The following is a 12,437-nucleotide window of genomic DNA, read 5'->3' as shown; positions in this document are numbered from 1 at the left end:
ATGAAAAATTGCTTTCCGTCAGCGGCTTTTTCGCGTGCTGGCGGCTTGCTTCCAGGCTCCAAACTGGTACCTTCCGCTCGCATGCAAACGTTTACACTGCGTTTGTGACGGCAGTCCCGGCCCCAAGGAGGCGGATGGGGCAAGAAAAGATTACCCGGCGCCTTCGCGTCTGCCGGGCTCATCAGGCGGGAGGAGATCAGATGAAGACGATCAAGGGGCCGGGCATCTTCCTCGGCCAGTTCGCAGGCGACGCCGCGCCGTTTAATTCCTGGGATGCCATCACCAAATGGGCCGCCGATAAGGGCTATGTCGGCGTGCAGGTACCGACCTGGGCAAGCCAGCTGATCGACCTGAAGAAGGCAGCGGGCTCGAAGGATTATTGCGACGAATTTGCCGGCAAGGCGCGCGAGAACGGTGTCGAAGTGACCGAGCTTTCGACCCATCTGCAGGGCCAGCTCGTGGCGGTGCATCCCGCTTATGACGAGGCCTTTGACGGTTTTGCGGCGCCCGAAGTGCGCGGCAATCCCAAGGCGCGCCAGGAATGGGCTGTCGAGCAGGTGAAGATGGCGCTCAGCGCCTCTAGAAATCTCGGCCTGACGGCGCATGCCACCTTTTCCGGCGCGCTGGCTTGGCCCTTTATCTATCCCTGGCCGCAGCGCCCGGCCGGCCTGGTGGAAACCGCCTTTGACGAACTGGCTCGCCGCTGGACGCCGATCCTCGATCATGCCGAGGAGTGCGGCGTCGACGTCTGCTACGAGATCCATCCCGGCGAGGATCTGCATGACGGCGTGACCTACGAGATGTTTCTGGAGCGCACCGGCAATCATGCCCGCGCCTGCATGCTCTACGATCCCTCGCATTACGTGCTGCAATGCCTGGATTATCTGGACAATATCGACATCTACAAAGACCGCATCCGCATGTTCCATGTGAAGGATGCGGAGTTCAACCCGACCGGGCGGCAGGGCGTCTATGGCGGCTATCAAGGCTGGGTCAACCGGGCCGGCCGCTTCCGCTCGCTCGGCGACGGGCAGGTGGATTTCGGCGCGGTTTTCTCCAAGCTCACTGCCAATGATTTCGACGGCTGGGCCGTGGTCGAATGGGAATGTGCGCTGAAGAATTCCGAGGACGGCGCGCGTGAGGGTGCCGAGTTCGTCAAGCACCATATCATCCGCGTCACCGACAAGGCCTTCGACGATTTCGCTGCCGGCGGCACGGACGAGGCCGCCAACCGGCGCATGCTGGGGCTCTGATCCATGCATCCCTGACCAGCCCTTCGTCTGGAGGGGCTGATCAGGGCGCTTGCCTGTCAGGCGAGTGCCTTCAGCGCTTCCAGGTCGCCACGTTCCAGAATGGCGAGATTGGCCTCCAGCTTGTCCATGGGCCAGTCCCACCAGGCAATAGTGAGAAGCAGGTCGATGACCTCTTGCGGATAACGCATGCGGATCAGGCGGGCGGGATTGCCGCCGACAATGGCGTAAGGCGGAATGTCGCGGGTGACGACCGCCTCCGCCGCGATGATCGCGCCATGGCCGATGGTGACGCCGGACATGATCGTGGCCTTGTGGCAGATCCAGACGTCATGGCCGACGATGGTATCGCGATAGGGCAGGTTCGGATAACCAAAGGTTTCCGGATTGAAGATGCGAAACGGATAGGTGGTGAAGCCATCCATCGGGTGATTGGCGTCGGCGCTGATGAAATAACTGCCGCGCGCGATCTGCACGTAACGGCCGATGACGAGCTTTTCCCTACTGGTCGGGAACAGATACGGGGCCAGGATCCCAGCAGTCTCTTCGACCTTGCCGGAATGGGTGTAGTAGCTGAAGTCACCGATCTCCATGCGCGGATGGATGACCGCGTGCTTGAGATGAACGGTATCGCGGTAAAGTGTGCCGTCTGGCAGCATGATCGGATGCAGGGCTTCGGCATTGAGCAATGGCATGATGCGGACCTTGAAACAGAACTGAGCAAGCCCGGAGCCGCTTGTGGCGCTGCGGGCAGGGTGATCGACCTCCAGAGAGGTTGACGCTCAGTTGTTCATTGTCAGGGCATCCTTTTGCTTGCAGGGGATGCTAATGGATTCCGGATGAAAGATCCAGTCGGGATGGATGAGGAGGAGAAACATGGCTATCGAAAGCAACAATGAGACCAAGCGCGAGGCACCGATCCGGCTCGGCATGGTCGGCGGTGGCTCCGGCGCCTTCATCGGCGCCGTGCATCGCATGGCCGCGCGTCTGGATGGGGAGTTTCAGCTGGTGGCGGGCGCCCTGTCCTCGACGCCGGAAAAGGCCAAGGCTTCGGGCCTGGAACTCGGGCTCGATCCCGCGCGCACCTATTCTGACTTTAAAGAAATGGCGATTCGCGAGGCACGGCTGAAGGACGGGATCGAGGCGGTCGCGATCGTGACGCCCAACCATGTCCACTATGCCGCCGCCAAGGAGTTTCTCAAGCGCGGCATCCATGTGATCTGCGACAAGCCGCTGACCTCGACTCTGGGCGATGCGCGCAAGTTCAAGAAGCTGGTGGACGAGAGCGATGCGCTTTTCGTGTTGACCCATAATTACACGGGCTATCCCATGGTGCGCCAGGCCCGCGCCATGGTGGCTGAAGGCGCCATCGGTGCCGTGCGTCTGGTGCAGATGGAGTATCCGCAGGACTGGCTGACGGAAGCGGTGGAAAAGACCGGCTCCAAGCAGGCAAGCTGGCGTACCGATCCGGCTCAATCCGGCGCCGGAGGCTCCACCGGCGACATCGGCACCCATGCCTATAATCTCGGCTGCTTCGTCTCAGGACTGGAACTGGACGAACTGGCTGCCGATCTCGACAGCTTTGTGGAGGGCCGTCCGCTCGACGACAACGCCCATGTGATGATGCGCTTCAAGGAGAAGGACGGCGTGCGCGCCAAGGGCATGCTCTGGTGCAGCCAGGTGGCACCGGGTCATGAAAACGGGCTTCAGGTCCGCATCTATGGCACCAAGGGCGGCCTGGAATGGACGCAAAAGGACCCGAACTATCTTTGGTACACGCCCTTCGGCGAACCCAAGCGCCTGATCACCCGCGCCGGTGCCGGTGCCGGGCCCGAGGCCGCTCGTGTCACCCGCATTCCCGGCGGCCATCCCGAAGGCTATCTCGAAGGTTTCGCCAATATCTATATGGAGGCCGCCCGCGCCATCCATGCGCGTCGCAAGGGCACGGCACCCGACGCCGAAGTCCTTTATCCCACCATCGATGACGGTATGAAGGGCATGCTCTTCGTCGATGCCTGCGTGCAGTCCTCCAAGCGCAACGGCGCCTGGGTCAAGGCTTGATCCTGACCTGGAGAGCGTCGCGTGCATCGTTCCTCTCAATCGCAGGCGTTTGAGAGGAAGCCGCATGCCGCAGCCTGAGGTGCTGGACATCGTGCGCTCGATGAGCGCCCGATGTCTTGTCTGCGTCTGGCTTCTCTGCGTCTGCCTGCCGGACGGAGACGCTTGGCCTCAAGGCTCTCCGCCGTTGGCCTCCTGGTTGCGCCCGGGCTTGCTGATCTCGACCCTGCTGCAGGTCATGACGCCACCGGCGTTTCGGCAATAGGTCGTCTGCGAGAAGAGCCGTTTGACCTGCGACGTGTCCGCGCGGGGCTTGTCAGGGCTGCCGGGGCTCGGCGCTTTGATCGCGCCCGTATAGGGATTGTCCGCCGTCGGACCGTTTGCCATGCCTTGTGCGACCAGCTTGATCTGCAAGGCCTGCTCACCCAAAACGTCCACGGCCGCCAAGGCGATGCAGAAGAGCAGCAAGGCTGCGCAGGGAAGGAGTGTCTTCATGGTTGCCATGTTGCCATTCCCAAAGCGGATCGCGATCCTTCAGGGTCACGCACGCGCTTCAAGCTCCTGTTGTGATGCATGTCATTTCCGCAAGTCGATACGCCGGTAAAACCGAGTGCGTTCTCGTCCGAGACACGTCTCAGTTTCCTGATGCCGATCATGCCCCTGATTCTAGACCGAAGAGGTTTAAAATCTGAACCAGGATCGATTCGCGCAAAGCTTGTGCGACATGCCCAAATAGTTCGACTTTTGATACGCAGCACAGCCCCTTCATCATTCAGATTGCCCGTTTTGCATGAAGCAATGATCCCACGAGAATCGAAGGTGCATCCTGTCCTTTTACAGGAGCAAGCTGGTGGGAGGATGACGTCGTGCGCTGAATTTGGAATTTTCTGCCGCTACAGGTAGAAATCGCCACAGCGCCCTTGCATCGCACACGGGCACAAGCGATTGACTTTTCTGTCCGTAGATTTACTGCAACGTTTCAGTTCCATGGAAATCGGAATCGCCGCCATGACCAGCTTGAAGACGGATCCCAAAACGCTCGCCGCCCGCTTCCCCGCCGACTTCATCTTCGGCGTTGCGACGGCCTCTTTCCAAATAGAAGGTGCGGCCAAGGCCGATGGCCGCAAGCCGTCGATCTGGGATGCCTTTTCCAATATGCCGGGCCGTGTGTTTGGCCGCCATAATGGCGATGTCGCCTGCAATCACTACAACCGGCTGGAGGATGATCTCGACCTGATCAAAAGCCTCGGCGTCGATGCCTATCGCTTCTCGATCGCCTGGCCGCGCATCATTCCCGACGGCACCGGACCGATCAACGAAAAGGGCCTCGACTTCTATGACCGGCTGGTCGATGGTTGCAAGGCGCGCGGGATCAAGACCTTCGCGACGCTCTATCATTGGGATCTGCCGCTGACGCTTTCGGGCGATGGCGGCTGGACGGCACGTTCGACGGCTTATGCCTATCAGCGCTATGCCAAGACCGTCATCGCCCGGCTGGGAGATCGGCTGGATGCGGTGGCGACCTTCAACGAGCCCTGGTGTTCCGTCTGGCTCAGCCATCTCTACGGCATTCACGCACCGGGCGAGCGCAGCATGGATGCGGCATTGCACGCGCTGCACTTCACCAATCTGGCTCACGGCCTTGGCGTGCAGGCGATCCGCGAGGAACGGCCGGACCTGCCTGTCGGCATCGTCATCAATCCCATGCACGTCATTCCCGGCAGCGACAGCGCGGCCGACCGGGCTGCGTCCGAGCGCGCCTTCGATTTCCACAATGGCGTCTTCTTCGGCCCGATCTTCAAGGGCGCCTATCCCGAGCGCTTCCTCAGCGCGCTGGGCGAACGCATGCCTGAGATTGAGGACGGTGATCTCGACATCATCCACCAGCCGCTCGACTGGTGGGGGATCAACTATTACACGCCGATGCGCATTGCCGACGATCCGAGAGAGGGCGCCGAATTTCCGGCAACGGTGCCGGCCCCGCCCGTGAGTCAGGTAAAGACCGATATCGGCTGGGAAGTCTTCGCCCCGGCGCTGGGCGACTGCATCCGTACCCTCAACGCCCGCTACGACCTGCCGGCCTGCTACATCACCGAGAATGGCGCCTGCTACAATATGAGCGTGGTCGACGGTATCGTCGACGATCAGCCGCGGCTCGATTACATTGCCGATCATCTGGCGGTGACGGCCGATCTGATTGCCGAGGGCTATCCGATGAAGGGCTATTTCGCCTGGAGCCTGATGGACAATTTCGAGTGGGCGGAAGGCTATCGCATGCGCTTCGGCATCGTCCATGTCGATTACGACACCCAGGTTCGGACTATCAAGAAGAGCGGCGAGTGGTACCAGGCGTTGGCGCGGGCGCATGGTGAGGCGGGCTGACTTTGAGACGGCAGTTTTCGCTTTCAACGCGAAGTTGACGAGACGTTACAGGCAGCCTTCGCGTCGTCTGGCCGTTTGGCTGGGCTGGACGCCCATCTCGTGAGCGAGGAGCGTCCGCCGTGGCTCGTTTCATCCTGCAGCAGCCCCTAACCCTTCATCTCCGGGGATTCGAAGGTGGAGGCTGAGATCGTTCGGGATGTCGCGAGCTAAGGCCGGCAGATCGGCCTCTGTCAGGATGTGCTGGCCATCCTTCTCGACAGGCTCGAGCAGGACGAGACGCTGACCGGAGCGGAGCGCGATGCGGCTGACGATTTTCGCGCGCTGATGCGGGAAATCGGGAAGGTAAAGAAGCGCAAGAGCAAATCGTGAGACGGATCCCGGCGCCAATCATCGGCCTTGTCGGCGCCCGGTTTCGGCCGCCGACAAGGCAGAGGGTTATTGGGCGGGAACGAAGGCCCGTAGCCGGTGGCCGTCCGGGTCGCTCATCGTCATGGTCAGGCCGAATTCCTTGGCTTCGATCGGCTGCAGCAGGGTAAGGCCCAGGGCTGTCCAGTTTTGCAGCGTGGCTTCGAGTTCGCCATCGGTCTCAACTGCAAAGCCAATCTCCAGCCCGCCGGCCGGTGCCGTGACCGCCGGCTCGACATTCTCGCGCCGCCAAAGACCGACACGCAGCGTGTCGAGCGCGAAGAGTGCGAAGCCGGGTGATTGTTCGACCGGGGTCGTCGAGAAGATCTGGCTGTAAAGCTCCGCACTCTTGGCGACATCGGTGACATAGAGAAGGAGATAGCTGGGGTTCATGGCAGGCATCCTTTTGATGCATCGGCCTGCGAGGTCATGTTTCCTGCGCAAGATCCGATGCTCTGGCAAACTCCGGCGGTTGCCGGGATGCGCGATAGATGCCCGATCTCACTGTCAGTTTCTGTCAGCAGCCTTCGACTGCGTGTCTGCTGGGCGCTCGCCACGTTTGCCGATCTGCTGCCGTCGCCATTCTGCCATCAAAAGGGCGCGGCGGGTGGGGTAACGCTGATCGAGGCGAAGGAGGCCGTCGATCCGGTCTGTGCGGAAATGTCGAATGGCGCCGCGCAGCTCGCACCAGGCAATGAGAATCCGCGTGGTTTCGAAGAAGCCAAGCGCGAAGGGCCAGACGATGCGCCTGCTGACAGAGCCTCCGGCATCGCGATAGGCGATGTCGAGCTTGACCTCGGCGCGCATGGCGGCGCGCAAGTCGGCCGTGTCGATGCTTTCAGGCGCTTGGCTGGCGGGGCCGATCAAAAGGTTCTGCTGCTGCATGCGCTCGGCCAGCCGCGTAGGCAGCACCGCCTCGATCCTGGCCAGCGCCTGCTCGGCGGCTCGTGCCAGCTCGCCATCGCCGCGCGCGGTTACCCACCGCAGGCCCAGCGCCACCGCCTCGATCTCATCGTCCCCGAACATCAGCGGCGGCAGGGTAAAGCCCGGGCGCAGGATATAGCCGAGCCCGGCCTCGCCGGCGATATCGGCACCTTGGCCGCGCAACGTCTCGATATCGCGATAGAGCGTGCGCACACTCACGCCCGTTTCCTCGGCCAGCGCCTCGGCGCTGACGGGAAAGCGGTGGCGGCGAAGGATATCAATGAGCGTAATCAGGCGGCCGGCGCGCGACATGGATGATCCTTCCGCGCGCGGTGCTGCTCAGCTGCCCAGATGCTGCGTGCCACGTTTGCGGGCAAGGTCCATCTGTTGCTGGCGCTGGCGATAGCGCGCCTTGTCCTCGTCCGACCGGCTGTCATGGCAGTGGACGCAGGCAACGCCTTCCTCATGCAGTGGCGAAGCGAGGTCTTCGGGTGAGAGCGGCTGGCGGCAGGCATGGCAGAGCACGTGGTCGCCCTGCTTCAAGCCGTGGGTGATGGAGACGCGCTCGTCGAAGACGAAGCAGGCGCCGTCCCACAGGCTTTCCTCCGCCGGCATGTCCTCGAGATATTTGAGAATGCCGCCCTTGAGGTGATAGACCTCCTCGAAACCTTCCGCCTTCATGAAGGCCGTGGCCTTCTCGCAGCGAATGCCGCCGGTGCAATACATGGCGATCTTCGGCTTGTTGTGCAGGCCGGTGTTGTTGCGCACCCAATCGGGAAATTCGCGGAAGCTCTTGGTCTTCGGATCGACCGCGCCGCGAAAGGTGCCGATCGCCGTCTCATAATCATTGCGCGTGTCGATGACGATCGTGTCGGGATCGGAGATCAGCGCATTCCAGTCCTTCGCCTCGACATAGGTGCCGCCGATCCGGTTGGGGTCTATATCCTCGACGCCCATGGTCACGATTTCCTTCTTCAGCCGCACTTTCATGCGCAGGAAAGGCATGGCGTTCGCCCGGCTTTCCTTGTGCTCCAGCCCGGCAAATTCCGGCTGGGCGCGCAGGAAGGTCAAAAGCTCGGCAATTGCCGCGTCGCTGCCGGCGACCGTGCCGTTGATGCCCTCATGGGCGATCAGCAACGTGCCCTTGATGCCGCGCGCATCGCAGAATTCCTGCAGAGGTGCGCGGAAAGAGGCATGACGCGAAAACCGCGCAAAGTGATAGAGGGCCGCCACCAGAACAGGCGCAGCCTCGGACGGGCTGCTGGCCGCCGGGGTCATGGGGTCGATCATGTCGCTCATAGCGCTCAAATACAGCCTATCCCGACGGGGCGCAATCATCTCGCGCCTGTCGGAGGGGTTGCGCAGTAGCCCGAGCGGGATTGGGACAGTCGATCAGCCTGCCTTGCGCCAGAGATGCTTGAGATGCCGCGCATCGGTCGCCGCATCGATCTCATAGAGTGCGTCCGCCTTGGCCAAGACCTTCTTGCGTCTCTTCCGCAGCGTTTCGGCGATAGCGGCCAGGACTAGGGCTCTGTCATGCCCGGAGAGAAGCTGTACCTCCCGCTCGATCAGCTGATGCAGAACGGCGAAGTCGTTGACCATGCCCAGATCTTCGGACAGAGCCTTTAGCCGCGTCTCGCGCGCGTTCAAGGGGCCTGGCCAGGCCTCGCGCATCAGGAGATGGAAGAAGCGCCAATCCTGCGCGCGCTTGCGCAGATCATGAAAGGCTTCGGCCTCAGGCGCCTCATGGCAGCGCTTCAATGCGTCCTGTGCCTTGAGAATGCTCTTGCGCCAGGCCTTGGCCAAAAGGGCCGGCGGCCGGCCTGCCGTCGTCATCACGAAGCGGTCGGCAGCCTCGCGCGCTTGCTTCAGGGCCGCAATGGTCGCAGCCAGGTCCAGCGCGTTGGCGCTGGCCGTCCGCGCCGCATGTCGGGCCTCGAGCGCTGCGCCGGCGTGGGCGATGGCGGCTGAAACCTCTGCACCGTCAGCGGCTTCCAGGCGTGTGACGGTGGAAACCAGCACGGCGCTGTCGCGCGTGGCAGACAGGCTGCGTGCTATGTCGCGCAACCGTGCATTCTCCTCCCGCTGGAAAAAGGGTGCACCGGGCGCGATCAGCCGGTAGAGACCGCGCGTCTTCTTCAGGGCGCGCCGCGCCTTGTGAATCGCGTGCTCCATACCCTCGGGCTGTTCGTTCAGGAGCGAGATCGCATGGGTCAGTTCATCCGTGGCGATGCGCCGCACCGAACGGGCGAGCGGCTTGTCGACGGCCAGGCGAAAGCCCATCACGCCACCTCGACGCCGGATGTGGCCAGCACAAGATTGGAGTAGCGCTCGTCTCCCGTCACCTCCTGCCCCAGCCAGGCGGGCAGGGCCGGCTGCTCGTCTTCCGCCTGCATTTCCACCTCGGCCACGACGAGGCCTTGATGCGCGCCGGAAAAGACATCCACTTCCCAGACATAGCCATCGCGGCGAATGCAATGCCGCGTTTTCTCGATCACCGTGCCAAAGGCCGCCTGCAAAAGCTCCTCGGCATCCCGCACCGGAATGTCGTATTCGAACTCGTCACGGCTCATCAGACTGCGGCCGATCTTGATGGTCAGGCGGGCCCGGTCCTGGCCGAGAATGCGCACGCGCACCGATCGATCGGACATGGAGGCGATATAGCCTTGGCGAATGGTGGAGCTGTCTTCGACCTCTTGCCGCCAATCATCGCTCGCTACGAGAAACTTGCGTTCGATTTCCTTCGCCATCATCATCCTTTTTCGTCACCATCGGCTTGTTGGATGGCGGATCACCTATGTCCTGTCATATTCACGCGCATTCATCCGACCAGACATGCAGCGCGCAGAGGCGGCAGGAAGCGCGCCGTCGCAAAAAGGATAGGAAGACGGTTCGAACTCGACAAGCGTCGGAGGCGGCGTTATGTCGAAGACGAAGATTTCAATCGGTTTAAGCCGGGCGGCCAAGCGACCGCTTGCCATGAACGCGGCGCACCCTGCGCGCGCGAAACAAACGAAGACAGGTCCATCCCATGAACGAGAAGACCCAGAAACTCCTTTCCGTCCTCAAGCTGCAGCCGGTCGTGCCGGTGCTGATCATCGAGGACGCCAAGAGCGCCGTGCCGCTTGCCCGCGCGCTGGTGGAAGGCGGCCTGAAGGCGATTGAAATCACGCTGCGCACGCCCGCCGCGCTCGACGCGATCCGCGCCGTTTCGCAGGAAGTCGAAGGCGCCGTGACCGGTGCCGGCACGATCCTCAATGCTCTGCATTACGAAGATGCGGTGGAAGCCGGCGCGCAGTTCATCGTCAGCCCCGGCGCAACCGGCGAGCTTCTCGATGTCGCCGACGACCACGAGGCTGCCTTCCTGCCGGGCGCTGCCACGTCGAGCGAGATCATGGGTCTGCTCGAAGAGGGGTATGAGGTGATGAAGTTCTTCCCGGCCGAGCAGGCTGGCGGCGCTGCCTATCTCAAGTCGCTCTCCTCGCCCTTCGCCGGCACGCTGTTCTGCCCGACGGGCGGCATTTCGCTGAAGAACGCCCATGATTACCTGTCGCTGCCGAACGTCGTTTGCGTCGGTGGCTCGTGGGTCGCGCCTAAGGATCTCGTCGCTTCGGGCGATTGGGCCGGGATCACCAAGCTCGCCCGCGAAGCCTTCGAACTGCGCGGCTGAGGACATCGTTCGAACGGCGCAAGAGCGAGGATCGAGGCGGCACTGCTTCGGACCAGAAAGATGGGCCAACCTGATGACGCCTGCCGGTAACAGCGCGGATCTGGTTGCCTCGATCCTTTCGCGCCTCAGGCGGGCCGGTCTTGCTTGCCTGCTTTTCGGCGGCTGGGCGGAAGAAGCCATAGGCCTGAGGTTGCCCGGTCCGCATGGTGATATCGATTTGCTTCATGTCGGGCCCGGCTTTGCCGGGCTCGACGCGTTTCTGGCCGGGAGTGAGGAATTGACCCCGCGGCCAGCCAAGTGCTTTGCCCACAAGCGCGCTTTCCTGATCGGCGACGTGCTCTGCGAGGTCATCCTGGTTGAAATGCAGGTGGGCCTTCCGGTGACACGTTTTTGGGGCGATGTCGATTTTGCCTGGCACCATCCCCTGGCGGAGCCTGAGCCGGTCTATCTGGACGGCCATGCACTGGCCTGCGCCAGCCGCGCCAATCTGCTGGCTTATCGCCACCGCCATGCCGAGACGCAGCCCTGGCGCTGGCGTGCGGCCGAAAGCCGTGTTGCGCCCTTCTCCTCCTGATAGGCCTTTCTGACGTTTGCTTGATCGCCCTTTTTACCGCCGGCTTCACACCTATGTCCGTCAGCGATCCTTTCAACAGGGACTATCATCAAACAGGGCAAGGAGACGTTCATGTTCGATCCGAAAAAGCTGCTCGACCAGTTTCTCGGCAGCCAGATGCCCGGCGCGGGCGGCAGCTTTGGCCAGCGTGCCGGCCAGCTTGGCGATCTCGCCCGCAACAACCCCTTGAAAACCGGCGCGCTGGCCGCCGTTCTCCTCGGTACGGGCAAGGGGCGGGAGATTGCTGGAACGGCGCTGAAGCTCGGCGGGCTCGCCGCCGTCGCGGGGCTTGGCTATGCCGCCTATCGCAACTACCAGGCCGGCAAGGCGCCGGCCGAGGTGGCAAGGCAGGAGCCGGCCGTCGACCTCTTGCCGCCGCCGGCGGAATCCGGCTTCAGCATCGAGCCGCACGCTATCCGCAATGATTTCGTGCTGGTGCTGGTGCGTGCCATGATCGCGGCTGCCCGCGCCGACGGTCATATCGACGCGCAGGAGCGCGCCCGCATCATGGAAAAGGTGCGGGACGTGGGTCTGGACAGCGAGGCCGAGACCTTCCTGCAGGAGGAGCTCAACCGCCCCGCCGATCTCGACAGCCTCGTATCCGAAGCCCGCACGGAAGAGGAAAAGGTCGAACTCTACACCGCTTCGCGCCTTGCCATCGAACCGGAAAGCCGGGCCGAGCGCGGCTATCTCGACCTTCTGGCCGGCCGTCTCGGTCTGCCCGATGCACTGGTCGATCACATCGAGGCGACGGTTTCTTCCGCCAAGCTGCCGGCGCAGGCGCCATCCGCTAATTTCGATCCCTCGATTTAAACGCCGGCTGCGGCAGATCGACGGTGCGACGGCATCCCGCGTTTGATGCTGACGCGGGATGCCGATGCTGGTGACAAGGCTTGCTGTCTTCCAAGACACCGAGAACCGTGTCTCGCATCGAGCCCGTCGAAAGCGCAATCGAGCCGCGACGCGGTTGCTCTCTGGTTCCAAAGTCTCGCATGCCAGTTTTCGCGCTGTTGACGGGGGCAAATTTCCTTTGGCATCGCCATGATCTACAGTAGGCTCCGGCCAGCGCATCGGGCCGACGCGCGGCGATGACCGGCGGCTCTCATGTGGTCATACGAAACCGGAGGGGCGCCGC

At 62.6% G+C, this 12,437-nt stretch carries 14 protein-coding genes; 7 read left to right on the top strand and 7 right to left on the bottom strand.

Features of this window, described 5'->3' with window-relative positions:
- Positions 1 to 200 precede the first annotated feature (200 nt).
- The gene (locus BMX61_RS09630; protein ID WP_075626874.1) at positions 201 to 1,253 is read left to right on the top strand and encodes a sugar phosphate isomerase/epimerase family protein; all 1,053 of its coding nucleotides are present in this window, start codon (positions 201 to 203) and stop codon (positions 1,251 to 1,253) included.
- 56 nt (positions 1,254 to 1,309) lie between these two features.
- On the opposite strand, the gene BMX61_RS09625 is transcribed toward BMX61_RS09630, so the two are convergent.
- Positions 1,310 to 1,945 (bottom strand): CatB-related O-acetyltransferase, encoded by a 636-nt coding sequence (locus BMX61_RS09625; protein WP_075626875.1) that lies wholly within the window; start codon positions 1,943 to 1,945, stop codon positions 1,310 to 1,312.
- Between the two features lie 181 nt (positions 1,946 to 2,126).
- Here BMX61_RS09625 and BMX61_RS09620 point away from each other — a divergent pair, with 181 nt between their 5' ends.
- Complete coding sequence (locus BMX61_RS09620) at positions 2,127 to 3,311, top strand: Gfo/Idh/MocA family protein (protein WP_075626876.1); 1,185 nt, start codon at positions 2,127 to 2,129, stop codon at positions 3,309 to 3,311.
- Positions 3,312 to 3,479: 168 nt separating this feature from the next.
- Here the strand turns inward: BMX61_RS09620 and BMX61_RS09615 are convergent, their stop codons facing one another.
- Positions 3,480 to 3,812, bottom strand: a complete 333-nt coding sequence (locus BMX61_RS09615) for a hypothetical protein (RefSeq protein WP_075626877.1) — start codon at positions 3,810 to 3,812, stop codon at positions 3,480 to 3,482.
- A 504-nt stretch (positions 3,813 to 4,316) separates the two neighbouring features.
- Here BMX61_RS09615 and BMX61_RS09610 point away from each other — a divergent pair.
- The gene (locus BMX61_RS09610; protein ID WP_075627039.1) at positions 4,317 to 5,690 is read left to right on the top strand and encodes a GH1 family beta-glucosidase; all 1,374 of its coding nucleotides are present in this window, start codon (positions 4,317 to 4,319) and stop codon (positions 5,688 to 5,690) included.
- A gap of 237 nt (positions 5,691 to 5,927) precedes the next feature.
- Entirely contained in the window at positions 5,928 to 6,059 is a 132-nt protein-coding gene (locus tag BMX61_RS25315; RefSeq protein WP_267890838.1) for a hypothetical protein, read from the top strand.
- A gap of 66 nt (positions 6,060 to 6,125) precedes the next feature.
- On the opposite strand, the gene BMX61_RS09605 is transcribed toward BMX61_RS25315, so the two are convergent.
- The 5 genes from BMX61_RS09605 to BMX61_RS09585 form a co-directional block, all read right to left on the bottom strand.
- A complete protein-coding gene (locus tag BMX61_RS09605; protein ID WP_075626878.1) occupies positions 6,126 to 6,488 on the bottom strand; it encodes a VOC family protein in 363 nt (120 codons plus the stop codon).
- A gap of 114 nt (positions 6,489 to 6,602) precedes the next feature.
- Positions 6,603 to 7,331 (bottom strand): helix-turn-helix transcriptional regulator, encoded by a 729-nt coding sequence (locus tag BMX61_RS09600; RefSeq protein ID WP_075626879.1) that lies wholly within the window; start codon positions 7,329 to 7,331, stop codon positions 6,603 to 6,605.
- A gap of 27 nt (positions 7,332 to 7,358) precedes the next feature.
- On the bottom strand, positions 7,359 to 8,297 hold the full coding sequence (gene trhO / locus BMX61_RS09595; protein ID WP_092742524.1) for an oxygen-dependent tRNA uridine(34) hydroxylase TrhO: 939 nt from the start codon (positions 8,295 to 8,297) through the stop codon (positions 7,359 to 7,361).
- A gap of 114 nt (positions 8,298 to 8,411) precedes the next feature.
- Complete coding sequence (locus BMX61_RS09590) at positions 8,412 to 9,302, bottom strand: CHAD domain-containing protein (protein WP_075626881.1); 891 nt, start codon at positions 9,300 to 9,302, stop codon at positions 8,412 to 8,414.
- Positions 9,302 to 9,769 carry a CYTH domain-containing protein gene (locus BMX61_RS09585; RefSeq protein WP_075627040.1) on the bottom strand — a complete coding sequence of 156 codons (468 nt, stop codon included), beginning with the start codon at positions 9,767 to 9,769 and terminating at the stop codon, positions 9,302 to 9,304. Before BMX61_RS09585 ends, BMX61_RS09590 begins: the two co-directional genes overlap by 1 nt.
- A gap of 281 nt (positions 9,770 to 10,050) precedes the next feature.
- Here BMX61_RS09585 and BMX61_RS09580 point away from each other — a divergent pair, with 281 nt between their 5' ends.
- The 3 genes from BMX61_RS09580 (at position 10,051) to BMX61_RS09570 (ending at position 12,115) form a co-directional block, all read left to right on the top strand.
- Positions 10,051 to 10,689, top strand: a complete 639-nt coding sequence (locus tag BMX61_RS09580) for a 2-dehydro-3-deoxy-phosphogluconate aldolase (RefSeq protein WP_075626882.1) — start codon at positions 10,051 to 10,053, stop codon at positions 10,687 to 10,689.
- Between the two features lie 73 nt (positions 10,690 to 10,762).
- Complete coding sequence (locus BMX61_RS09575; protein ID WP_075626883.1) at positions 10,763 to 11,263, top strand: hypothetical protein; 501 nt, start codon at positions 10,763 to 10,765, stop codon at positions 11,261 to 11,263.
- A gap of 111 nt (positions 11,264 to 11,374) precedes the next feature.
- Positions 11,375 to 12,115, top strand: a complete 741-nt coding sequence (locus BMX61_RS09570) for a tellurite resistance TerB family protein (protein ID WP_075626884.1) — start codon at positions 11,375 to 11,377, stop codon at positions 12,113 to 12,115.
- Positions 12,116 to 12,437 lie beyond the last annotated feature (322 nt).

The organism is Xaviernesmea oryzae (genome assembly GCF_900109605.1).
GTDB lineage: Bacteria > Pseudomonadota > Alphaproteobacteria > Rhizobiales > Rhizobiaceae > Xaviernesmea > Xaviernesmea oryzae.
This window is presented reverse-complemented; position numbering and strand designations above follow the sequence as displayed.